Origin of the sequence: Clostridium sp. 29_15 (assembly GCF_001916075.1) — a bacterium.
Taxonomy (GTDB): Bacteria; Bacillota; Clostridia; order Clostridiales; family Clostridiaceae; genus Clostridium; species Clostridium lentum.
Genome location: NZ_MNRT01000040.1, coordinates 37447 through 63264, shown reverse-complemented (window position 1 = coordinate 63264; position 25818 = coordinate 37447). Strand labels below are relative to the sequence as shown.

The 25818-nt window shown below is 29.8% G+C and carries 15 protein-coding genes; 14 read left to right on the top strand and 1 reads right to left on the bottom strand.

Features of this window, described 5'->3' with window-relative positions:
- The first annotated feature begins 25 nt into the window (after positions 1-25).
- Positions 26-1837, top strand: a complete 1812-nt coding sequence (locus BHW04_RS09880; protein WP_302630908.1) for a flagellin N-terminal helical domain-containing protein — start codon at positions 26-28, stop codon at positions 1835-1837.
- Between the two features lie 43 nt (positions 1838-1880).
- On the opposite strand, the gene BHW04_RS09875 is transcribed toward BHW04_RS09880, so the two are convergent.
- Entirely contained in the window at positions 1881-3524 is a 1644-nt protein-coding gene (locus BHW04_RS09875) for a putative manganese-dependent inorganic diphosphatase (RefSeq protein ID WP_302699474.1), read from the bottom strand.
- A 185-nt stretch (positions 3525-3709) separates the two neighbouring features.
- On the opposite strand from BHW04_RS09875, the gene BHW04_RS09870 reads away from it, so the two are divergent.
- The 13 genes from BHW04_RS09870 (at position 3710) to BHW04_RS09810 (ending at position 25812) form a co-directional block, all read left to right on the top strand.
- The gene (locus BHW04_RS09870; protein WP_302699473.1) at positions 3710-6274 is read left to right on the top strand and encodes a calcium-translocating P-type ATPase, PMCA-type; all 2565 of its coding nucleotides are present in this window, start codon (positions 3710-3712) and stop codon (positions 6272-6274) included.
- Positions 6275-6503: 229 nt separating this feature from the next.
- On the top strand, positions 6504-7736 hold the full coding sequence (locus BHW04_RS09865) for a CapA family protein (RefSeq protein ID WP_302699472.1): 1233 nt from the start codon (positions 6504-6506) through the stop codon (positions 7734-7736).
- A 382-nt stretch (positions 7737-8118) separates the two neighbouring features.
- A complete protein-coding gene (gene thrC, locus BHW04_RS09860) occupies positions 8119-9576 on the top strand; it encodes a threonine synthase (RefSeq protein WP_302699471.1) in 1458 nt (485 codons plus the stop codon).
- Complete coding sequence (gene thrB / locus BHW04_RS09855) at positions 9569-10501, top strand: homoserine kinase (protein ID WP_302699470.1); 933 nt, start codon at positions 9569-9571, stop codon at positions 10499-10501. Before thrC ends, thrB begins: the two co-directional genes overlap by 8 nt.
- Entirely contained in the window at positions 10476-10913 is a 438-nt protein-coding gene (locus BHW04_RS09850) for an ACT domain-containing protein (RefSeq protein ID WP_186835470.1), read from the top strand. Before thrB ends, BHW04_RS09850 begins: the two co-directional genes overlap by 26 nt.
- 140 nt (positions 10914-11053) lie before the next feature.
- Complete coding sequence (locus tag BHW04_RS09845; protein WP_302699469.1) at positions 11054-12199, top strand: cysteine desulfurase family protein; 1146 nt, start codon at positions 11054-11056, stop codon at positions 12197-12199.
- Complete coding sequence (gene thiI, locus BHW04_RS09840) at positions 12199-13353, top strand: tRNA uracil 4-sulfurtransferase ThiI (protein ID WP_302699468.1); 1155 nt, start codon at positions 12199-12201, stop codon at positions 13351-13353. Before BHW04_RS09845 ends, thiI begins: the two co-directional genes overlap by 1 nt.
- Before the next feature lie 186 nt (positions 13354-13539).
- A complete protein-coding gene (locus tag BHW04_RS09835) occupies positions 13540-19419 on the top strand; it encodes a fibronectin type III domain-containing protein (RefSeq protein ID WP_302699467.1) in 5880 nt (1959 codons plus the stop codon).
- A gap of 17 nt (positions 19420-19436) precedes the next feature.
- A complete protein-coding gene (locus BHW04_RS09830) occupies positions 19437-21101 on the top strand; it encodes an immunoglobulin-like domain-containing protein (RefSeq protein WP_302699466.1) in 1665 nt (554 codons plus the stop codon).
- A gap of 294 nt (positions 21102-21395) precedes the next feature.
- Entirely contained in the window at positions 21396-22352 is a 957-nt protein-coding gene (locus tag BHW04_RS09825; protein WP_302699465.1) for a M14 family metallopeptidase, read from the top strand.
- Positions 22353-22485: 133 nt separating this feature from the next.
- Complete coding sequence (gene nikB / locus BHW04_RS09820; RefSeq protein ID WP_302699464.1) at positions 22486-23418, top strand: nickel ABC transporter permease; 933 nt, start codon at positions 22486-22488, stop codon at positions 23416-23418.
- Between the two features lie 13 nt (positions 23419-23431).
- A complete protein-coding gene (nikC, locus tag BHW04_RS09815; protein WP_302699463.1) occupies positions 23432-24256 on the top strand; it encodes a nickel transporter permease in 825 nt (274 codons plus the stop codon).
- Positions 24257-24270: 14 nt separating this feature from the next.
- On the top strand, positions 24271-25812 hold the full coding sequence (locus tag BHW04_RS09810; RefSeq protein ID WP_302699462.1) for an ABC transporter substrate-binding protein: 1542 nt from the start codon (positions 24271-24273) through the stop codon (positions 25810-25812).
- The last annotated feature ends 6 nt before the right edge of the window (positions 25813-25818 follow it).

The window sequence follows — 25818 nt, the reverse complement described above, 5'->3', positions numbered from 1 at the left end:
ATTTTAGATAACAGAGGAAGAAATAATGAAAATTAATCATAATATGGGTGCCATGAACTCAAAAAGAAATATGAAAATTAATAGTAAAATCTCTTCTAAATCAATAGAAAAATTAAGTTCAGGTTTAAGAATAAATAGTGCTGGAGATGATGCAGCAGGTCTTGCTATTTCTGAAAAAATGAGAGCACAAATTAGAGGATTAGATCAGGCTTCAATAAATGCAGAAGATGGTATTTCTTTAATTCAAACGGCAGATGGTGCATTAACTGAAACTCATTCTATAATTCAAAGAATGAGAGAGATTTCTGTACAAGCTACTAATGACACTAATACTGAAAGTGATAGAAAAGCTCTTCAAGAAGAAATGAATGAACTTACATCAGAAATAAATAGAATTGCTAATACTACAGAATATAATACTAAAAAGATATTAATTGGTGGCAATGGAAATGGAGTAAAGCCTATAAAGTTAGATTTTGCAGGTACAGAAGTTACTCACACTAAGGGGAATGATGCTATAACGAAGAATATGAAGGTTGCAATGACATTAGATGCTGGTATATCAAGCAATACTTATCCTCAACCTGATCGTTTTAGTTTTCAGATAAATGGAATAGATTTAGGAGTTACATATGTTTATTTACCTAATGGAAATGTAGGAGATATTACTTATGGAGTAAAAGATCCAAATGGATTTATAACTCAATCACCTACTCCCAATGGTGTAGTTACAGGAGGACAAATTAAAATTACTAATACTCCCAATGGAACTTTGGAAGCTAAAGATATTGAAAAAGTAGCAGAAGCTACAGCTAAATTAGTTCAAAGTCAAATTGATACTAATCCAGCTTTAAATGGTGATTTTAGAGCATATGCTAAAGGTGGTCAAATTATAGTTGAAGCTTTAGATTCTGGAAATAGTACAGGTACAAATGCAACAATGAATATTACAGGAATATCTTCTGTTAATAAAGCATTTACTGTAACAGATGTTAATACTGGTGGACAAATTGGTGCAGGAGGAACTATAGCAGGGCAAGATATACCAGCAAAGGGAGCTTCCACTACAATAGATTTCTCTAAAGCTGCTGCTACACCAGGTGATATAAAAGATCTTGTAGGGACAGGTATGAGTATTAATGGACAAACTATACAGTTTTTTAATTCAGATGATGGTCCATATATGGGTAAAGCTATAAAAATAGATATAAAAGGTGTAACTAATCCAGAAAAATTAGTTGATGCAATAATAGCTCAAACTCAAAATAAATTACAAGGAGTTGATTTAGCTAAAGATGGTAATAAATTAATCATTACATCTCAAGTAGTTGGAGCAAATAGTAATCTGGAAGTATTTAATGGAAATGCAACTGGAAATGAACTTGAACTAAACCTTCAAGTTGGAGCAAATGAAAATGAATCAGTATTGATTACTATAAATGAAATGACTGCAAAGGCATTAAGATTAGTTGGACCAGGAGATGGGTATAGCAATGAATATAAAGTTAATGATGGAAATGGAAATTATGAGTGTGCATTAGACATAACTACTTCTGAAAATGCTGAAAAGTCAATAAGAGTAATTGATAATGCTATTGGAAGAGTATCTGAACAAAGAGGAATCTTAGGTGCATATCAAAATAGATTAGAATTTGTAGTTAACAATTTAAATAATTCATCTGAAAATGCCATGTCATCTGAATCAAAAATAAGAGATACTGATATGGCTTTAGAAGTTACTAAAAATGCAAAGAGTGATATATTATTACAAGCAGCTCAATCTATGATTGCACAGGCTAATTCTGCACCAGAGCAAATAATACAATTACTTAAATAATTAATAGTTAAAAAAATAAGAGATGCAAAGCATCTCTTATTTTTTAAGCATTTGTTATTACGTTTGTTACTGGCGGTACAACTTGTTTCTTTCTTGAAAGAACTCCAGGAAGGAAAGCGGTATTGTCTACTAATGTTGCATTGAATGCTTTTTCAGCTATGTCAGATCTTTCACCAACAACAAGAACTTGAGAACCTTCAGTGATTATGTCAGTTAATAATAACATAACCATATCTAATGATGATTCTTTTGCTTTTTCATTCATGTAAGCTAACATTTCTTCTTTTAATGGCATAAATCCATCAATATCCATTGTATTAACTTGTGCTATACCAACTTTGATATCTTCAATTGAGAATGGTTTGTAATCTTGATTGAAGATTTGTTCCACAGTTTTTCCTTTTAATGAAGTTCCTGCTTTGAACATTTCTTTAGCGTAATCTTCAACAGATGAAATACCAGCTATTTCAGCAAGTCTTCTACAGATTTCTTCATCTTGAGGTGTGCAAGTAGGGCTTCTGAATAATAATGTATCAGAGATTATAGCACTACATAATAAACCAGCAGCGGTCTTGGATGGAGTTAAACCTCTTTCAAAGAAGCATTTAGCAACTATTGTAGAAGTACTTCCTATTGGTTCATTTCTAAAGAAGATAGGATTGCTTGTTTGAATATCAGCAACTCTGTGGTGATCGATGATTTCTAATACTTCTGCATCTTCTAATCCATCAACAGATTGACCTCTTTCGTTGTGGTCAACTTGGATAACTTTTTTCTTGTGTTTAGAAATTAAGTGATATCTAGCAACCATTCCTAAAACTTTACCATTTTCATCAGTTACTGGGTAGCTTCTGAATCTAGTTTGAGCCATAGCATCTTTTATATCGTCCACTAAGTCATCATTAGTAAATGATACGATATTTTCCTTAGCCATTACATATTCAACAGGTACGCTTTGTACAATAAGTCTTGAAGTTGTGAATGAGTCATGAGGAGTAACTATTACAGTAACGCCATTTTCTCTAGCTAAAGTAATGATGTTTTCACATGGTGTATGAGAACCTGTTACAATCATTAATGATACTTTCTTATCTATTAATGCTACTTGAGCTTCTTCTCTATCACCAACGATAGCAATATCTCCAGCATTTATATGATCAACCATGCTCTTTGGATCCATAGCAGAAACTACTATTTTGCCTGGGAATGTTTTTAAGTTTTCATTTATATAGCAAGCTGTAGCTGAAAGTGTATCTAATATGTTTTCTAACGTAGTATTGCTTTTTGATAATATTGTGTTGTCCCACATGTCCATGTAGCAAGAAGTTAAATTAGAAACAGAAAGAACACCTAATAAGTGATTGTTTTCATCAGCAACAGGTAATGTCTTCATGCTGTTTTCTTTCATTACATTCCAAGCAGATTTTAATGAAAGTGTAGGTAAAACTGGATTTATTTTATCGAAGTTTAAGTCTTCAACCATAAGTCTTACAGTTTTTAATAATTCTGGAGCTTTAGCACCAAAATAATCAAGAACAAATTGTGTTTCTTGGCTTACGTTACCAAGTCTTACAGGAACAGCTTTTGTATCTCCTGTTAGATTTTTAAATTCAGCATAAGAATATGCTGCACATATAGAATCTGAATCTGGATTTTTATGACCAGTTACATATATTATATCTTTCAAATCAATTGCCTCCTTTGTATTTTCTAAAAATAAGCATATGACAATATTTTATCGCATAAGTATAAAGGTTGTAAATAATTAAAAATGTAAAATTAAAAATCAATGAAATTCATAAATTTTAATTCTTAATTTATATTGGATTTAATATATATTTATAGAAGAGTTATTTTATGGGAGGAGAAGATGTGATTCAGGAAAGAGAATTCACAAGAGGACTAACAACTAGGGAAGCAGAAAAGAGGATACAAACATATGGTTATAATGAACTTAAACATAAAAAGAATAAATCAGCCATATTAATTTTTTTATCTCAATTTAATGATTTTATAGTTTGGGTTTTAATAGTTGCAACAGTTATATCAGGTATAATGGGAGATAAGGCAGATGCAGTAACCATATTAATAATTGTGTTTGTCAATGCTATATTAGGATTTGTTCAAGAGTTTAAGACGGAAAAATCATTAGAAGCATTGCAGGAATTAGCTGCTCCCACATGTAAGGTTATTAGAGATGGAAGTTTAAAAGTAATTACGTCTAGGGAATTGACCTTAGGTGATGTAGTGGTGGTAGAAGCAGGAGATAGAATACCAGCAGATGGTAAGTTTATTGATGCTTCTAATATGGTAGTGGATGAATCATTGCTTACAGGAGAGTCTGTAGGAGTTTCTAAAGATACTACGAAAGATAAAAATCATGGATATATGGGGACAATAATTTTAAAAGGAAGAGGTATGATACTTATTGATGCTATTGGTATGAATACAGAAATGGGTAAAATAGCTAATCTTTTGGATAATATAGAGGAAGAAAGGTCACCACTAAAAGAAAGATTAAATTCATTAGGAAAGATTCTTGTAATTGCCTGTTTAGTTATTTGTGCTGTAGTAACTATCTTAGGAATAATAAGAGGCAATGATATTACGGAAATGTTCTTACTTGGAGTTTCGTTAGCAGTGGCAGCAATACCAGAAGGGTTAGCAGCTATAGTAACAGTAGCATTAGCACTTGGTGTAAATAGAATGCTAAAAAGAAATGCACTTGTAAGAAGACTGCCAGCAGTGGAAACATTAGGGTGTACATCAGTAATATGCTCTGATAAAACTGGTACTTTAACTCAAAATAAAATGACTGTTAAGGAAATTTTTATAAATGGAAGAATATATGAATTAGATAGAGAATTGCCAAGTAATTATGAAATGCTGAAAAAAGCATTTGTATATTGTAATGATACTAACTATGACTATAACGTCAGCAAAGTAGAAAAAGCACTGATGGGAGATCCTACAGAAACAGCACTTATAAGTGCATTTTTTAAAGATGTTAAAGAAATGAAAAACTTTGTGGAAAAAGCTAAAAGAGTTTATGATATTCCTTTTGATTCTACTAGAAAAATGATGACTGTAATAATGAAGGAAGATAATTGTGAGACTTGTTATATGAAGGGTGCACCAGAGAGGGTTATAAATAAGTGTAATTATATTTTAGAAAATGGCAGAGTAAAGCCTATGACCATGGCTAAAAAGAAACAGATATGTTCGTATATTGATATCATGTCCAACAAAGCTTTAAGGTGTATTGCAGCAGCATATAAAAAAGAGGATATAAAGAAATCAGAAGATGTGGAAAATAATTTAATATTTATAGGTGTTGCAGGTAGTATGGATCCGCCAAGACCAGAAGTAAAAGAGGCAGTAATGAAATGTAAGCTGGCAGGAATCAAGCCTGTTATGATAACAGGAGATCACAAAAATACTGCACTGGCAATTGCAAAAAGTATAAATATATGTAATAGTGATGATCAAGGTTTATCAGGAGAAGAACTTGAAAAAATCAGTGATGATGATTTAGAAGAAGCAGTTAAGAAAGTAAGGGTTTTTGCTAGGGTATCACCAAATCATAAGTTAAGGATAGTAAAAGCATTTAAAAAGAATAATAATATAGTAGCCATGACTGGTGATGGAGTTAATGATGCACCAGCTATAAAGGAAGCAGATATAGGTATAGCAATGGGAATATCAGGTACAGATGTAACTAAGGAAGCAGCAGCAATGATATTGACTGATGATAATTTTGCAACTATAGTATCTGCTGTAGAGGAAGGTAGAATTATTTATGATAATATAAGAAAATTTATTAGATATTTATTATCATGTAACTTAGGAGAAGTTCTTACAATGTTTTTAGCGTCTGTATTTTACTTACCTAATCCATTGACACCAATACAAATTTTATTTGTTAACTTGGCAACTGATGGTCTTCCAGCCATTGCTTTAGGGGTAGACCCACCAGATAAGGATATTATGATGCAACAACCACGTACAAAGAGTGAAGGGATATTTGCTAGAGGTCTATGGGAAAAGATAATAGTTAGAGGATGTCTTATTGGTGTATGTACATTATTTTCTTTTGAGCTTGCAAGGCTTTTTGCTATGGATTTGGCTACTTGTAGGACTATTTCATTATGTACACTTGTAATGTCTCAATTATTACATGTTTTTGAATGTAGGTCTGAAAGACATTCCATATTTGAAATTAAGATTTTTTCTAACCCATATTTATTGGGAGCAGTATGTGTTTCTGTAATTATGATATGTAGTATTTTATATATACCTTTCTTGAAATCAGTGTTTAACACGGTTTCATTAAATTTAGATCAATGGGCATTAGTATTATTTTTTTCAGGAATAATATTTTTAATAAATAGCGTGTATTTATATATTAAAAGTAAGGGAAAGAAGGAGTATAATTAAAAAGGTTGCTAGATAATATTTTGTATGTAATATACTATTAAATATTATCTAGCTTTCTTTGTTTATAATAAAAGGTTAATAGAACATTATTATGAAATATTTAGTATATACTATAATATAGTTGAAAATATGAAATTAGGAGTATATAATTAAGAAGAATTTTATTATAGCAAATTAAGAAAATAAAGTGCTAATTTTAGACAAGCTTTTATTTTCATGGGAGATATGCATGAAAAAAAATAGTAATATGATAAAAATATTAATGAGTATGATGTTTCTAGTAGCAATAGTAGTTTTAGCTAATACATATTATAAGGAAAAGGAAAATGAAGAAAATATTTATTTAAATAATGGTATAGATGAAACTGTAGAAAATAGTGATTCAGTAAATGAAGAAGTGCAATATGTTGATATTATATCTCTAGGAAATTTAATAATACATCAATCACAAATAGATGGAGCAAAACAAGAAAATTCTTATGATTTTTCGCCGAGTTTTCAATATATTAAGAAAATGATTTTAGATTCAGACATATCAATGGGAATATTAGAGGGTACTTTAGCAGGTTGTGAACCAAGTGGCTATCCATTTTTTAATTCGCCAGATGAAGTAGTTGATGCTTTAAAAGATACAGGAATTGATATAATTAATTATGCTAATAATCATATTTATGATTATGAAGATGTAGGTTTAAAAAGAACTATTGATGTTACAAAGGAAAAGGGATTAGATGTTTTAGGAGTAAAATCTACAGAAGAAGAAAAGAATTATTTAGTGAAGGAAGTAAATGGAATAAAGATAGGATTTCTAGCGTATGTTTTTGAAACATCAATGATTAATGGTCATAAAACAATAAATAGTAATATATTATCCACATATAGTGAAAATCTTATAAATACTTTTAATTATAATGATTTAGAAAGCTTTTATAAGAAAATTGAAAATGAAATATCAGCAATGAAATCAGAAGGTGTTGAGTTTATTATAACATCAATGCATTGGGGAGAAGAATATAATACATATATAGAAGCATCTCAAAATGAAATAGCTAAAAGACTTAATAAATTAGGTGTAGACATTATTTTAGGTGGACATCCCCATGTTATTCAGCCATATGAAATAATGAGAAATGAAAGTGGACATTCTACTTTTGTAATATATTCACAGGGAAATTCTCTGTCCAATCAATCAGAGCAAGAAATTGGTGTAGCTGAAAGTGAAGATGGAATAATGATAAAGTTTACTTTAGAAAAGAAAGATGGAAATGTATCTTTAAAAGAATATAAGATAATCCCAACATGGGTTTATAAGGAAGAAAAAGTGAATGGGACATATTATCATAAAATAATTCCTGTAGAAGAAGCACTGGCAGATCCAAAGAAATATGGCATAAGTAGTGATGTATATGAAAGGGTGGAAACTTCATTAAATAGAACTAAAGGTATATTAGGCATTAAATAGGCAGTAACTTTACTGTCTATTTTTTAATATGTGATCAGAGAATTGGCAACAACTTGACGATGAAAGTCAGTTGTGGGCTTGGTATTGGTAACCACTAGCAAAGGACAAGGATGTCTATCATGAGGTAGAATCTAAAGGAAGTCTAAGGTAAAATCTTGGTCTAAGGAACACAAACTACATACAAGGCTTACTAAGGTTGGACGAGTTTGTATTACAAAAGAAATTCCATAATAATTGAAAATAAAATAATTATTTTCCTCCTACTCCATTGTTAACAAAGAAAACACTTGTATTTGTAAAAAGCAAATGATAAAATTTTTTTAAGTTAAAAAATGTTAATGTTAACATATATAAGCAATTAATTAAAGCTGGGGGAGAGGGAATGAGGTTTATAAGTACAAGAGGAAAAAGTGGAAAAGTTTCAGCAGCAGAAGCTATAATTAAAGGGTTAGCTGATGATGGAGGATTATTTGTACCAGAGTATTTTCCAAAGGTTTTTCAAAAGTTAAAAGAGAAAGCAAGTATTTCATATGAAGAGTTATCTTTTGAAATAATAAAAGAGTTTTTTGATGATATTCCAGAGGAAGATTTAAAGGAAGCTATTGATGAAGCATATAAAGGTAGATTTGAGATACTGGAAAAAGGGGCATTTTTAGAATTATATCATGGGCCTACATCAGCATTTAAAGATGTAGCACTTTTATTTCTTCCACAAATTATGAAAAAGGCAAAGAAAGTACTTGCCATTAATGATGAAATAACTATATTGACAGCTACATCTGGTGATACTGGCAAAGCGGCATTGGAAGGATTTCATGATGTAGAAGGATTTAAGTGTGTGGTTTACTATCCTAAGAATGGAGTAAGTGCAATTCAAGAAAGGCAAATGAATACACAGGTGGGGAATAATGTTAAGGTTATAGCTATAGAAGGTAATTTTGATGATGCTCAAAGAGGTGTGAAAAATATATTTGCTGATGAAGAGTTAAGGGATAAATTTAAAAATCATGGAATCTTATTGTCGTCAGCAAATTCTATAAATATAGGCAGGTTAGTGCCACAAATAGTTTATTATTTTTATGGATATTTTAAACTTGTTAATAAGCAGAAGATAAAACTTGGAGAAAAGATTAATGTTGCAGTGCCAACAGGTAATTTTGGTAATATATTAGCAGCTTACTACAGTAAGAGAATGGGGTTACCAATTGATAGATTTATTTGTGCATCTAATGAAAATAATGTTTTGTCAGATTTCTTTAAGACAGGAACTTATGATAGAAAAAGGGAATTATTTATAACAGATTCACCATCTATGGACATATTAGTATCATCTAATTTGGAAAGATTGATTTTTGAAGCAGTGTGCAGAGATGGAGAAAAGGTTTCTAATTTGATGCAACAATTAAATCATAATGGAATATATGTTTTAGATGAAATTTCAAAGAAGTTTTTAGTTGACTTCTATGGAAATTATGCAACTAAAGATGAAATTTTTAAAGATATAAATAGGCTTTATCATGAAGAAAAATATTTAATGGATACTCATACTGCTGTTGCTCATACTGTACTAAGAAAATATAAAAATGAAAGTAAGGATTATAAGCAATCTCTTATAATAGCAACAGCAAGTCCTTATAAGTTTCCAAGAAGCATTTGTAGTGCTTTAGGTATTGATGTGAAAAATTCTAGTGATTTTCAAGTATTAAATATATTAAATAGCTATACTAAGATACCTATTCCAGAAAATTTAAGAAACCTTGATAGTAAGCCAATACTACACAAAGCTGTTTGTAAGAAAGAAGATATTAAAAAGGAGCTTTTAAGTTTTTTATATGAATGATAGATATTTTAAAGTAAGGGTTCCAGCAACCAGTGCTAATATGGGGCCTGGTTTTGATTCATTAGGGATAGCATTTAAGTTGTTCAATGAATATATTTTTGCTGAAATTGAAAGTGGAGTAAAATTTATAGGTTTTCAAAGTGAGTTTGCCAATAAGAATAATATAATATTTAAAGCTATGGAAAAGGTATTTAAAGATTATAATTATGATTATAGTGGTTTAAGGATTGAAATTATCAATTGCAATATACCAGTTTCAAGAGGTTTAGGTTCAAGTTCCAGTTGTATAATTGCAGGAATTATAGGTGCATTTTCAATAATGGGCAAGGATATTAATAAAAGTGAAGTACTAAAATATGCCGTAGAAATAGAAGGTCATCCTGATAATGTATGTCCAGCTATTTATGGAGGTATGGTCACAGTTGTAATGGAAGATAATGCTCCTATATTTAATAAAATAGATATTAAGGAAGGGGTTAGGTTTGTGGCCCTTATTCCAGAATTTAAATTTTCTACAGAAAAAGCAAGAAGTATTTTACCTAAGGAAATTTCATTGAAAGATGGAGTTTATAACGTTGGAAGAACTGCTTTACTTGTTTCTGCATTTGCAAATGGTAATTATAATTTGTTAAAATATGCAATGAAAGATAAATTTCATCAAGCATATAGAAGCAGATTAATAGAAGGATATGATATGTTAATTAAGGAAAGTATGGAGCTTGGAGCTTTGGGATGCTTTTTAAGTGGAGCAGGTCCAACTATAATGACAGTTGTAGGCAGTGAGGATAAAGCATTTAAAAGCAATATTAAGAAATTTATTGAAGAGAATAACTTAAAATATACTGTTGTTGAACTAAAAATAGACAAAATTGGGGCGACGGTTTTAGAGGTGAATAAAAATGAAGGACGATTATTTAGTAATTGATAAGAAAGTACTATCAGAAATTTTTCAGAAGGTAATTGATACTAAAAAGATTATAGAAAATGGTGATGTAAAAGGAATAACAGAAGCAACTAAGGTAACAGGTATAAGTAGAAGCGTATTTTATAAATATAAGGATTATGTTTTTGAGTTTTCTAAGATGTCTGCTGGCAGAAAAGTTACTTTTAGCATGATGGTAAAACATGAAAAAGGGTTATTATCAACTATTTTAAATGAAATATCTAAGGAAGGTGGAAATATATTAACTATTAATCAAGGAATTCCTATAAATGATGTGGCTAATTTAAGTATAACTATGGATATAAGTAGTATGGAAAAAAACTTTAAGATATTTTTAAATGAAATAAATAATATTAATGGTGTTGATAATGTTGAGCTTATTGCAATAGAATAAAAAATAATGATGAATTGTTAGTTTTTATTAATAATTCATCATTTTTATTTTTATTTGACAAAAGTGCATTTTTATAGCAGAATGATTGAAGAATTGAATATAGGTAGTATGTAAATACTAGTAAGAAAGGAGTGAGTAACATGGAGATTTATTTTGATAATAGTGCAACTACAAAGCCTTATGATGAAGTTATAGAAGAAACTTGTCAGGCTATGAGAGAATATTATGGAAATCCATCTTCATTACATAATATAGGTCTTAAATGTGAAAAGAGATTAAATGAGGCAAGAGAGTATTTTGCTTCAACTATAAAAGCTGATAAAGATGATATATACTTTACTTCTGGAGGAAGTGAAGGGAATAATTTTGTATTAAAGGGATTACTTAAACCAGGTCATCATTTAATAACGACAGCTTATGAACATCAATCGGTATTAGATACGTGTAAAATACTCGAAAATAATGGTGTTAAGGTAACATATTTACCGGTGGATAAAGCTGGGAGGATTTCATTAGAAGATTTAGATGAAGCAATAACAAAAGATACAGTATTAGTATCAATAATGCATATTAATAATGAAGTTGGTACAATACAAGATTTAGAAGCTATTGGTAAGATAATTAAATCAAGAAGCTCAAGAGCAAAATTCCATGTGGATGGAGTACAAAGTTATGGGAAATTTCCTGTAGATGTAAAAAAAATGAATATAGATTATTTTACAGCAGCAGCACATAAAATTCATGGACCAAAGGGAACAGGATTTGTTTATGTAAAAAAAGGTGCTGGTATAAACTCTTTAATTTCTGGTGGAAGTCAAGAAAGAGGGTTTAGAGCAGGTACTCAGAATTTGCCATCTATAATAGGTTTTGAAAAAGCAGCTAAAATGACTTTTGATAAGATTGATGAAAATTATAACAGTGTTTTAGCCATAAAGAAATATATGATTGAAAGGTTGCAGGAAATAAAAGATATAAGAATTAACAGTCCTCTAGAAGATGATTTTTCTCCATATATTTTAAATGTTTCCTTTATAGGAGCAAGAGCTGAAGTATTATTACATTTGTTGGAGGATGCTAAAATATATGTTGCCACAGGATCAGCATGTACATCAAAAAGTAGTGCTGCATCAGGAAGTTATGTAATAAAAGCTTTAGGATTAGACAATAAAGAAGTGGAAAGTGCCATAAGATTTTCATTTGACCACAATAATACAAAGAAAGAAGTAGACAAAGTAATTGAAGTGTTAAAAACTTCGTTAATGTTTTTAAGGAGAGTGCGTAAGTAATGAATCAATTAATTTTAGTAAAATATGCAGCAGAAATATTTTTAAAGGGATTAAATAGAGGGAAATTTGAAAGAAAACTTTTAAATAATATTAAGCAAAAGCTTGAAGGATTAGATTATGAGATAATAAATGACCAAAACAGATGGTTTATTAAGGCTGATAATATTGATGAAGCAGTAGAAAGAGTAAGAAAAGTATTTGGTGTTGCAGAAGTATGCACAGTAACTCAAGTAGAAAGAGATTTAAATATAATAAAAGAACAAGCTTTAAAGAAGATTAATGAAGTTAAGCCAAAGACTTTTAAAGTTGAAACTAATAGAGCAAATAAGAAGTTTACTATGAATTCTTTAGAGGTTTCAAGAGATGTAGGTGGATATATATTACATCACTATGAAGGTGATTTGGATGTGCAAGTTAAGAATCCTGAGTGTGTATTAAATATAGAAATAAGGGAGCATGCGTACATATTTACTAGCGCAGATAAGATAAAAGCAGTTGGAGGACTTCCTTATGGAATAAATGGTAGTACTATGCTTATGTTGTCAGGTGGAATAGATTCACCAGTGGCAGGATACTTAATGGCTAAAAGAGGTGTTGAATTAAATTGTGTATACTATCATAGCCATCCATATACTTCTGAAAGAGCTAAGGATAAAGTTAAAGATTTAGCTAAGATATTAGCTCAGTATACAGAAAGAGTTAATTTATATATAGTACCATTTACAGAAATTCAAATGGCAATAATTGAAGGTTGCAGAGAAGATGAATTAACAATTTTAATGAGAAGATTTATGATGAGATGTGCATGTGCTTTAGCTGAAAAGAATGGAGTACAATCAATATCATCAGGGGAAAGTATTGGGCAAGTTGCCAGTCAAACAATGGAAGGATTGATAGTAAGTACTGATTGTGCTGATAGACCAGTATTTAGACCATTAATAACAATGGATAAGGGGGATATAATGGACATAGCAAGAGAAATAGGTACATATGAAACGTCTATATTACCATATGAAGATTGCTGTACGATATTTGTACCAAAACATCCGAAAACTAAACCGCAATTAGGAGCTATGAGAAAGTCAGAATCAGTATTAGATGTTGAAGCTTTAGTAAATAAGGCAATAGGAGAAACTGAGTTAGTTGTATTTTAAATTTGAATAAATTTCAAAATTTTCCACAGAAAAAAGTATTTTTTCTGTGGTTTTTTAAATAATTAAATAATATTAAACTTTATGTTTAAATTAGTAGGTATGCAGTATAAAGTAGCGTTAATAATTGACGATAATAATAATAAAATTATTTTTAATTTTATTATTAACAATGAGGGGGATATCTTAGTGAAAAATAAGAAGATAGTTTCGTATACATTGGCAGCAACATTGGCAACATCAATAGTACCTAATGCTGATAGTGAAGTAGTTAGTGCAACTGAAAATAATTCAGTTGAAAATAATGCTGATGAAAATTTAAAGGAAAATGTAGAAGTAGAAATTGAAAATACAGAAAAAATTCAAGATCAAGATGCAGATAAATCTGATGAAAGCACAGATGAAGTAAAAAATGAATCAGATGTAGTTGAAGATGAAATAAGAGATAATACTGAAATAAAAGATAATACTATAGAAGAAAAGTCTTTAGAAGATGATGAAGAGGTTGTTAAATCGGAAGAAATTTCTAAAGCAAAAGAAAAAGAGGAAAAAATAGAAGTTAAAAAAGCAGAAGGTAAAGTTGTAGGAAAATTAGAAGTTGATATGAATTTCCCATTACCACTAGCTGATACTTCAAATTTAGGAATATCTTTAAATCTGAAAAATTCTAATAAAGAATTAATAGGAAAAGTTGATATAAATGATATTTTAAATGGAAATTTAAACTCAGGTGTTACTTATACTGTTGAAAAATTAAATTCTAAAAAGCAACCATTAGAGCAAGGAGATTCAATATATTATATAAGAGTTGTATTTGAAGGTTTAGAAAGAGGAAATTATTCTGTTGATATAGATGGAGAAGGATACATAAATACAACAGTAGATAATATAGATATAGTTGATTATTCTAAGAGAATAAAACTAGGAACATCTATAAATGAGATGATTTCAAATGAAAATTATAATCCAGTATTTTTAGCAGGAGATGTTAATAATGATTTTGTTATAGACATGAAGGATTATAAATTAGTTTTTGATGCTATTGGAAGCAAAGACAGTAAATATGATTTAAATAGAGATGGAAGTGTTGATATAGCAGATTTATCTTATGTTAATTCAAACATTGGAAAAACTAAAGGACAAGTGGAAATAGTAGATTTAGAAAAGATATTAGACCCTGAAAATATTGATATAGACACTAAAGATTTAAAAGGTGCAGAAAATATCAAGGATATATTAACAAGTGCAGACACTGTTGTTAATTTAGGGAGAGCAGATGGAGAAGCACCAAGTGCAGACAAACCTTTAACTATATCTATGGGATTAGATACTACAAAAAATGGAACTCTTAGAACAGCTAATAGCGAAGGCGTTGAAATGGAATCAGTTGTAATAAAAGGTTCTGCAGTTGAAGGTGAAGATGCATCTATTCCATCACAAGGATACATAACTTACACTGATGTTGATGGTAACACAGAAACTGTACCATTCAATGAAGAAAATCTTAAAAGAAGTGGTGCATCAAATGATGTTGTTATTGATTTAGGAAGTCAAGTTGCTGTAAAGCAAATATCTATAAATGTAACAGGAAATAGAGGAAACAAGAAGATTTCTCAAATTGCAAAAATAGAGTTTTTAAATAATGTATATAAAGAAGTTCCAAAGCCAGATATGAATATTCCAACAATAAAATCTTTAGAAACTTCTACTAATCTTCATGATGAAAGAATAACAATATCATGGGAACCACAAGCAAATGTAACTTCATATGAAGTAATGTATCAAAAGCTTAATGAAAGTGGTCAAGTTATAAGCACTAAAAAGTTACAAACAAATAAAACAAATTTAAATATATTAGATAAAGATATAAAACCTTATGATTTATATAGAGTAAGTATTCAATCTTTAAGTGGGGAATGGAGCAGTGGATATTTAACTGAAAAAGATGTACCTACAGCATTTGATGGAAAAGCAGATAATGTAGATGCTGATTTTAATCCAATAGATAGCTATTATAATGGTGATAAGGGAAGTGTATCAGAAATACAAGTTATTCCTTTAAACTCACCTGAACCACCAAGAAATTTAACTACAAATCAAGGATATAAATCTTTTACAGTAAGTTGGGAACAACATTCTCAAGCAAGAGATTTTGATATATATTATAGAAAAGTTGGAGATAGCAATAAAAATTGGATAAAGGCTAATGATAATCACAAAGAAGTTATTGAAGGTAGCTCTGATATTACAAATCCAGATAAGAGTAAATTGGTAAGAAGTCATAGTTATACAGTTAATAATCTTGATGATAATGCTACTTATGAAGTAAGAGTTACTGCTACTAACCACTTAGGTACAAGTGAAATGTCTAAGTCATATATAGCAAGTACAACATCAGTTACTCCACCATCAATGCAAGAATACAAGTTAATTAATAGACCAACAAGTGAAAATGAAATAGGAACTACTCATATTGTTGATGTACGTAATAAGAAGGATGAAAATGGATGGGCATCTCAAGATGATTACTTACATTATGATTCTAAATATGCATTAGTAGATGGAGATTTTACTACTGAATGGAAGGTTGATAACTGGGATACAGGGGCTAGTTATGGTGCAGATAGAGGTTCAGAAATTACATTTGATGATACATATACAATTGGAAGTATAGGTATTGGTAGAACTCTTCAAAGTGGTCATTATATGGGACTTTATAAAGTAAAGGTTACATATTGGGATGAAAATGATAATAAAAATGTAGTTTATACAGAATCAATAAATGAAAAATGGTCAAATGGAAACAGTTATTATATGGTTAAATTAAATGAACCTATAAGAGCAAAGAAAATAAAAGTTGACACATCAGGATATGGTGGAAGTACACAAATAATATCAGAGCTTAAGTTCTATGAATATGATACTTTAAGTGATGATATAAAGAATTTATATGAAGATGATTTAAGATTAGTTCTTAAGAAATCTGTTACTCAAGATGTATTAAATGAATTGGCTAAGAGATTAGATACACCAGATCCTATTAGTGGAGAATATCATCCAGATAAGGACGTTTTAAAGAAAGAGTTAGATACAGCTCAAAAGTTATTTGATGATAAGGAAGTTTCAGAAAAAATTACAACTCTTGATGCTAGTATTAGAACTAATAATGAAGGTCCATCTTTAGGAATGGGAAATAGTTATCAATCTTTAGGAAGTGTTGCAAGACCTTCAGTTGATGACAAGGGTACAAGTAAGCAAATTGTAGTATACATGGGGTCAAGTGATCCAAATACTAGAGTTGATATAGTATTTTTACAAAATTATGGGCTTCCAGGTTCGTATATGAGTAAAGTGCAAACAGTATCACCAGGAAGAACAGAAATAACTATACCATCAATCATTTCTGCTGATGTGGAAAAAGGTGGACAAGTTATGGCAAGAGTTACTCAAGGTTCAACAACTGCCAATGTTCAGATACGTTTAAGTGGAGTTACTGAAATTCCTAACTTAAATGTTAACAATATGATAAATGATACTACTAAGGAAAAAGAAGTAAAAGATAAAATAAGAAATTATATATCAGAATTAAAAACATATATGAATGATATAAATACTTTATATCCATCAGAAGTTTCTGATAAAGATAAGATTAATAATGTATATCTTTATGATGAACAAACATCACCTTTAAATACAACTGATATTGAAGGAGATAGATTTACATTAACTTTACCAGCATCAGAAATTCTTAAAGGTATAGAAAGTGGATTAGAAGGTAATACTGAAGCTCAAGTTAATAGAGTATATGATGCACTTTTAGCATGGGAACAAGAAGTAAAAGTTGGTTTTGCTAAAAAAGGTGTATTTGAAGAAGTTCAAGATTTTAATGGTAATGGTGAAATTGATGATGAAGATAGAGCTTACTTTAGAAAGCACAGAGCACCACTTACAAGATTAAATATTAAATATCAAAGAATGATGATGGGAGCAGCAGCTTATGCATCTAATCATCATATAGGTGTAGGATTTAGCTCATCTCAATATATTCAAGGTGTTCCTTATAAATTTGATGAAAATGGAAAGGTTACTAATGCAGATTCTGCTCATTTATATGGTGGATTAATAGGTCATGAAATGGGACATGTTATGGATATTGGTGATAGATTATATCCAGAAACAAGTAATAACTTAATGACTGCTATTACAGGAACTATGTTAAATGAAAATAGTCCTTACTTTGATTCATTTAAAAAGGTATATGAAAAGGTTACTTCTAATACAATAGGTTTATCTACTGATAGAACTGTAGTTTTAAATATGTTATGGCAACCTTATTTAGCATATGAAGATAATATTACTTATGAAATGTTATTTACAGATGTTGATGCTGACTTAACTAATGATTCATATTTTGCTAAATTAAATAGAGCATATAGAGAAATGTCAGCAGAAGAAAGATTTAATGGTGATAGAGATCAATGGCTAATAAGATTAACTTCTAAAGTTGTTGGTAAAGATTTAACTGATTTCTATGAGGCTCATGGAATAATTGCAAATGAAACAACATTAGCGTATGTTTCTAAGTTCCCTAAGGAAACTAAAAAGATTCAATATATAAATGATGAAGCCAGAAGACAAAGAATAGCAGGAACTGCTGATATGGAAGAGGGTACTACATTAAGTGCATCATTTGCAGATGGAATTACTACAGGTTCTTATGTAGATTCTAAAGAAGTTAAAATTAATTTATCAGTAGATAAAAGTAATGATAGAATTTTAGGATATGAAATTTATAGAAATGGTGAGCCTTGTGGATTTATAGAAAGAGATAAAGCAAATTCACAAACTGTATATACTGATACTGTTGAAAATATAAATAATAGAGTTGTAGAGTATAAAGCAGTAGCTTATGATTATAACTTAAATCCAACAAATGAAGTTCAATTAGGAACTGTTAAAATACGTCATGAAGGTGGAGTAGATAAGAAAAGTTTAATAATATCTTCTAATACTATAAGTCTTCATGAAGAAAGTAATGATATTCATTCATGTGATGGTAATGAAGATTTAAAACATGCTTTAGATAATGATAAATCTACTGTTTATGAAGGTAGAATGCTTACAAAGGATGAATATAACTCAAGTATTCATACTGCTGAAATGAATCCAAATAATAATCCATATGTAATTTTAGATACTACTGAAATGAAAACTTTAGTAGGTATAAAATATACAGCACCTACAACAAAATCAGGATTTATATTTAAGAGTACATCTATAGCTGATAATGCACTGAAGAAATATAAGATAGAAGTAAGTAAGGATGGAGCAAGTTGGACAACTGTTAAAGAAGGTACTTTAAACTTAGATCCACAAAATCCAACAGAAACAATTTATTTTGATGCAGAAGGTGTTACAGGTGGTAACCAATTAAGTTCATATAATGCTAGATATGTGAAGATAACAGCATTAGATACTAAGAATTTTGCTGCGTCAGAATTAGATTTAATAACACCTCCTGGAGATAATATTGAAATTGGACTTTCTGATGATAATATTACGTATACTAATGGAATTGGTGTATTAAAAAATGATTATGAATATCAAGCAGATAATCCAGATACTAATGAAAATGAAAGAAAATTTATTCCAGCTGGTTCAGTTATAATAACTGGGGAATATAGGGGAAATCCTGCATTTAATGTTCCATTAGTTCTTAATGAAAAAGAACAACATATAGCAAATAAGTATCAAGGTATTCTTTTAGCTCAAGTACCTGACAATGGTAATTTGGAAGAAGTAGCAGAAGGAACTTGGATTTATTGGGTAAATCCAGAAGATGCAAAAACATTTAATGAAGATAATAAGAAAATTTTTGCAGAGTTATATAGAACAGATGCGGCTGATGCTTTAGAAGGTGGACAAAGATTAGTAAGTGATACATTTAAAATTGATGTACCAAAAGAACTTCCTGAAATAACATTATCTGCTTCAAGTAGAAGTGTAAATGAAGTTAAGGCTATTGATATAAAAACTGATATATTAAATGCTATTAAAGAAAATAGATAGTACAAAGGAGTAAATGCATGAAAAAGGTTAATACTAAAACAAAAGTTATAGCTTTATCAACAGCTGCAGTAATGACGACGGCTATTTATTTAAAAAGTGATAATGTAACTAATGCTGAACAATATGCACAGGTATCAGATAATGCTATAGAACTTAATGTAGATAAACAAAATAAAGATACAATTAAATTATCATTAAGTAATTTTTCAGATTTAGCAAAATCTTTACAATTAAGTGTTAAGATTGAAGGAAATGCTATTTTTACTGATGATTCTATAAAGTGGTTAGTTAAGTCACAAAATGATGATTTAAAAACAGATGTTAAAATAAGTGCTGATAAAAAGCAAATGGATATATTTATATTATCAAATTCTAATATAGAAATTGATGGTGGATTATTAGAAATTTGTGAAATTAATGTTGCTAAAGAAAATAAAAATAGTACAGAAGGATATACTGTTGTACCAAATGTAAATTCGGAAGGTATTGCATATAACTATATTATTGATGGAACTAACAAACAGGTTAAGGGTTCAGATATAGTAAATAGTAGTAAAGATAAATTAACAGTAAATACAGCACCAGTAATTTCATTAGTAGAATCACCTAAAATTGTTGAAGGAAATATAATTATAAAAACAGGTGATGTTTTTAAGCCTTTAGAGTATGTTAAAGCAACAGATGATGAAGATGGTGAAGAGGTTAATATAACTGCAAATAGTTTAAATGTTAATAATAAAAAACCTGGAAGTTATAAAGTTACTTATACTGCAACGGATAAAGAAGGAGAATCTACTAATTTAGATGTAAATGTAATAGTAGAAGAAGTTCAGCAGTCTGTTAGTAATCCAGTTATGAATATAACAAATAAAAATATTCAAATAAGACAAGGTGATAAGTTTAATCCTTTAGCTGGTGTTACTGCAACAGATTATCAAGGAAGAAAGTTAACTGTTAATGTTACAGGAAGTTATGATGTAGAAGTAGTAGGAAGTTATGTATTAACATATACAGTTACTGATACATATGGTAACACAATTACAGATACTGCTACATTAGAAGTAGTTAAACAAAATGCACCTGTAATAAATGGAGTTAAATCAGAGGTTACAATAGAGGTTGGGCAAGCTTTTGATCCGCTAGAAAATGTTACTGCTACAGATTTTGCAGGAAATGCAGTAGAAGTTAAGGTTACAGGAACTTATGACGTAAATGTACCAGGTGAATATACTATAACATATAAAGCTGTAGATAAGTATGGAACTGAATCAGCTGAAATGAAAACTATATTAAAAGTAGTTGAAAAATCAAATAATAACCAAAAACCTGATGATAGTGGAAATAAACCAGACAATGGAGGAAGCAATCCAGGAGATGGTGTAAATAAACCAAACAATGGAGGAAGCAATCCAGGAGATAGTGTAAATAAACCAGATAATGGAGGAAGTAATCCAGGAAACAATATAAATAGTTCTAGCAATGGGACAAACACAGGACAAAATACTGGTAATGTAAATAGTGGTGATTCTAAGAATGAAAATGTTATTAGTGAAAATAATAACTCTACAACAAATAGTTCTAAGATACCTACTACAGGAGCAGCAGTTGGTAGTGGAATAATAGTTTCTATTGGATCTGTTATAGCTTTAATAGGTGCATACTTATTTAAGAAAAATAGATAATAAAAAAAGTGCTTAAGTGTTTCATTGCTTAGGCACTTTTTATTATTAAATTATAAAAAATGATGGAACTGTGGTAGATAGAATAAATTCTAATATTCTAAAAATTCAATATTAGAACAAGCTGTTCAAGCAATGCTTTCACAAACTAAAAGTGGAGTTGAAACTGTTAAGAATTTGCTAACAACTTAATTTAATTCTAAAACTTTGTATTTATTGACATAAAAACATTTAGTGTTTATAATGATAATTATTATCAATTAAAATATAATTATAAATAATATATATGAGGTAAATATGAAAAATATTTTAGAAATAAATGGGTTAAAGGCAGAAGTAGCTACTAAAGTACAAGGATTTATAAATATTTTAGATACGGATAGAAAAATACCAGTAACTCTTATTAATGGAGCAAAGGAAGGAAAGAGCCTTCTTATTACAGCTGGAGTTCATGGAGGAGAATATCCATGTATAAAGGCGGCCATAGAAATAGCTAAAGAAATAAATCCAGCAGATGTTTGTGGAAATATAATAATTGTACATCCAGTAAATGTTGAGGCATTTTTTAAAAGAACTCCAGCAGTTGTTCCAGAAGATAATAAGAATTTAAATAGTATATTCCCAGGAAAAAAAGATGGAACAATAGCAGAAAAAATAGCTTATATTATAGTTAATGAAATGCAAAGTAAAGCAGATTTCCATTTAGATATTCATGGAGGAGATTTAAATGAAGCATTAACTCCACATTTATATTATGCAGGAAAGGCAGAATTGAAAATTATTAATAAAATTAAAGAGGTGGCTGCTGTGCTAGATGTTAAATATATGGTTAAGTCTAACTCTACCACAGGAGTTCATAGCTATGGTTCTATTAGTGGAACTCCAAGTATGATTTTAGAGCGTGGAGGAATGGGGTTATGTCTTACAGAAGATGTTAAAGCATATAAGAAAGATTTATATAGTGTTTTAAATAAAATGGAGATATTGGTAACAGAAGAAACTATTAAAGAGGAAATTCCTATAGATATTACAGAAGCAAATTATCTAGAAGCTTTAAATGAAGGATGTTGGACTAGCTTTGTGGAGGCTGGAGAGTTAATTTCTAAAGGACAAGTATTAGGAGAAGTTACAGACTTTTTTGGTAATTTAGTAGATAGATATTACGCAGAGTTTAATGGGGTTGTAATGTATCATACAGTAGCGTTAGCAGTTGCAAAGGATAGCCCTTTAGTGGCTTATGGTAAGCTTGAGTAAAAGAAATCATACATGTTATGGCATGTATGATTTTTTTTAATAATTAATAATAATGTTGACACGATAGGAGATAAGATATAAAATTTATAAAGGTAAATGCAAATCATTTGCATTATGAAATGGAGATTAATTTATGAAATTATTAAAATATATCTTTAAGAGAGTTGTAGGAGTAATACCCATTTTGATAATAATATCATTTGTATCATTTGGGCTTATGAATTTAGCACCAGGAGATCCGGCAGAAGCAATACTGACTTCTCAGGGAGCTGTTGTAACATCAGAAGTTTTAGAAAGCACTAGGGTAGAGATGGGATTAGACAAACCTTTTTTAGTACAATATCTAAATTGGATGAAAAATTGCTTAAAAGGAGATTTTGGCATTTCCTATTCTACAGGGGTATCGGTAAAGGAAGAGTTATTTAAGCATTTACCATATACCATAGCACTTACAGCCACAGCTATGGCTATAACTATACTTGTTTCGATTCCTATTGGAATAATAGCAGCAATTAATAAAGATAAATTTATAGATTATATAATAAGGACAATCAGCTTTATAGGCAATTCTATTCCAGGATTCTTTTTAGCATTGATATTATTATTAGTCTTTTCTTTAAAATTAAGATGGTTTCCTATATTAAGTGAAAGTGGTATTAAGAGTATAATTTTACCTTCTATAACTTTAGCAATACCTATGATAAGTAAGTATATACGTCAGATAAGAGTAGTTGTTATTGAGGAATTAGAAAAGGATTATGTAAGGGGAGCTAGGTCTAGAGGAATAAGTGAAGCAGGAATACTCTATTTTAATGTACTTAAAAATATAATGATAACAATAATAACGTTAGTAGGATTATCTATAGGGTCATTAATGGGAGGAAGTGCTGTAATTGAGGCTATATTTGTTTGGCCTGGAATTGGAAGCTTAGCATTAAATGCTATATTCAATAGAGATTATCCTGTTATTCAAGGATATGTTCTTTGGATGGCAATAATTTTTGTGCTGATAAATTTAATAACAGATTTGCTATATAAGTTTATTGACCCAAGAATTGAAGCATAGTGAGGGGATAAATATGAGTACAAAAGATAGAAGAAAGAATAAATTTTTAATGATTTTAATATTGATAGTAATAATCTTGGGCATAAGCTTGTTAGCACCATATATAGCACCTAATGATCCGTATAAAATAGATTTACAAAATACATTAAAGGCACCAAGTAGAGAATTCTTTTTAGGCACTGATGCTTTAGGTAGATGTGTATTTTCTAGAATGATATATGGTGCATCTAGAACTATTTTTTCATCACTTATTTTAGTTTCACTAATGTTTGTATTTGGAAGCTTTATAGGAATTATTAGTGGATATATAGGTGGATTATTTGACAATATAGTAATGAGAATTGTTGATGTATTTTTAGCATTTCCTAGTTTGGTGTTGGCCATTGCCGTTGCAGGAGTTTTAGGTGGTGGTATGATTAATGCTATGATAGCCATAGGGGTTATCGGTTGGACTAAGTATGCTAGGTTAGCTAGAGGTGAAGTATTAGAGATAAAGGAAGAAACATTTATAAAAGCCGCTAGGTTAAGTGGTAATAGTTCTATGTATATTGTTTTTAAGCATATTATGCCAAGGGTTTTAAGTACTCTTATAGTTACAGCATCTTTAGATATTGGAACTACTATCATGGAAATGGCAGCGCTTTCTTTCCTAGGATTAAGTTCACCACTACCTATACCGGAATGGGGAGCAATGATGAATGAAGGAAAAAGTATGATTCAATTTGCACCATGGATAACCATAGCACCAGGTATAGCAATTTTTATTATTGTCATATTATTTAATCTTCTAGGTGATGTAGTACATGATATGCTAGATTCTAAGCAAAAAGAATATTAATAAGGAGTTAACTGGTGAAGAAAAGAAAAATAAACATAATGGCTTTAGGAATTTTAACATGTTTTGTTATATTAACGGGCTGTGGCAAAAGTAATGATGATACTGTTTGGAAAAGCAAGGAAGAATTAGTATTTGGAACAACAATCAGTACTAAAAGTTTAGATCCAGCACAAGGATATAGTGGATGGTTTACTGTAAGGTATGGAGTGGCAGAAACGCTTTTTAAATTAGATGATGCTATGGAACCAATTCCATGGTTAGCACAAGGATATGAAGCATTAAATACTAAAACATGGCGTATAGAGATTAAAGAAAATATCTATTTTCAAAATGGAGTAGAGATGACAGCAAAAAAAGTGAAAGAGTCATTAGACAGAGTAATTGAATTAAATAGTAGAGCTAAATCTACTTTAAAAATAAAAAATATTGAAGTAGATGGAAAATATTTAATTTTTAATATGGAAGAGGAAAATCCTACTTTAATAAATGATTTGTGTGATCCTTTTGCAGCAATTATTGATGTGAATGGTACAGAGACTCCTGATAATAATCCAGTAGGTACAGGTCCTTTCATAGTAGAAAATTTTAGTACTATAAGTTCAAGTTATTTAGCTAGAAATAATAATTATTGGGATGGTGATGTAAAGTTAAGCAGTTTAAAGATTATTCCTATTAGTGATAGTGACACATTAGCCATGGCACTACAATCTGGAGAAATTGATATTGCTCAGGGAATATCTACATCACTTATGGCTTTGTTAAAGGAAAATGACGATTATAAGTTAAGTAGTATAGATACCTCAAGATCAATATTAATGTATTTTAATGAAAATAATAGCAATTTAAATAATAAAAATGTGAGAAAAGCAATTAATATGCTTATAAATAAAGAAGAGTATGCAAAGGTACTTTTAAATGGTAATGCAACAGCAGCAGTAGGACCATTTCCAAAGAACACTATATATGGTGCTAATGTAACTGATAATTCAAGTTATAATAAAGAAGAAGCAATAAGAATATTTACAAAAGAAGGGTATAGCGATACCAATGGTGATGGAATTTTAGATAAGGATGGAGAAAATTTAACTTTAAAATTAATTACATATTCAGCAAGAGCTGAGTTGCCAACAATAGCCCAGGCACTTCAAGCAGATTTAAAAGAGGTTGGTATAGAAGTATCCATTGAAATATCTGAAAATATTTCAGATATATTATCTAAGGGAAGCTTTGATTTATGTTTATATTCCAATGTAACATCATCTACTGGAGAGCCTTTATCTTATTTAAATAATGCCATGAGAAGTAATGGAGAATTAAATTATGGTAATTATAGTAATATGGAAGTAGATATGCTTTTAGATAAAATGCAGTTAGAATTTGATATAGAAGAAAGAAATAATTTAGCAGAAGAAATAGTTCAAAAGGTTTTAGATGATGATGGTTATAATTTTATAGCACATCTTAAGGTTAGTTTCTTGATGAAAAATAATGTAGTGGGATTTAAGGCACATCCTACAGATTATTATCAATTTAATAAAGATACATATATTCAGTAGGTGAAG

Coding starts and splice junctions, on each gene's coding strand:
- BHW04_RS09880 (WP_302630908.1), top strand. CDS start 26: ATGAAAATTAATCATAATATGGGTGCCATGAACTCAAAAAGAAATATG.
- BHW04_RS09865 (WP_302699472.1), top strand. CDS start 6,504: ATGAAAAAAAATAGTAATATGATAAAAATATTAATGAGTATGATGTTT.
- thrC (WP_302699471.1), top strand. CDS start 8,119: ATGAGGTTTATAAGTACAAGAGGAAAAAGTGGAAAAGTTTCAGCAGCA.
- thrB (WP_302699470.1), top strand. CDS start 9,569: ATGAATGATAGATATTTTAAAGTAAGGGTTCCAGCAACCAGTGCTAAT.
- BHW04_RS09850 (WP_186835470.1), top strand. CDS start 10,476: ATGAAGGACGATTATTTAGTAATTGATAAGAAAGTACTATCAGAAATT.
- BHW04_RS09845 (WP_302699469.1), top strand. CDS start 11,054: ATGGAGATTTATTTTGATAATAGTGCAACTACAAAGCCTTATGATGAA.
- thiI (WP_302699468.1), top strand. CDS start 12,199: ATGAATCAATTAATTTTAGTAAAATATGCAGCAGAAATATTTTTAAAG.
- BHW04_RS09830 (WP_302699466.1), top strand. CDS start 19,437: ATGAAAAAGGTTAATACTAAAACAAAAGTTATAGCTTTATCAACAGCT.
- BHW04_RS09825 (WP_302699465.1), top strand. CDS start 21,396: ATGAAAAATATTTTAGAAATAAATGGGTTAAAGGCAGAAGTAGCTACT.
- nikB (WP_302699464.1), top strand. CDS start 22,486: ATGAAATTATTAAAATATATCTTTAAGAGAGTTGTAGGAGTAATACCC.
- nikC (WP_302699463.1), top strand. CDS start 23,432: ATGAGTACAAAAGATAGAAGAAAGAATAAATTTTTAATGATTTTAATA.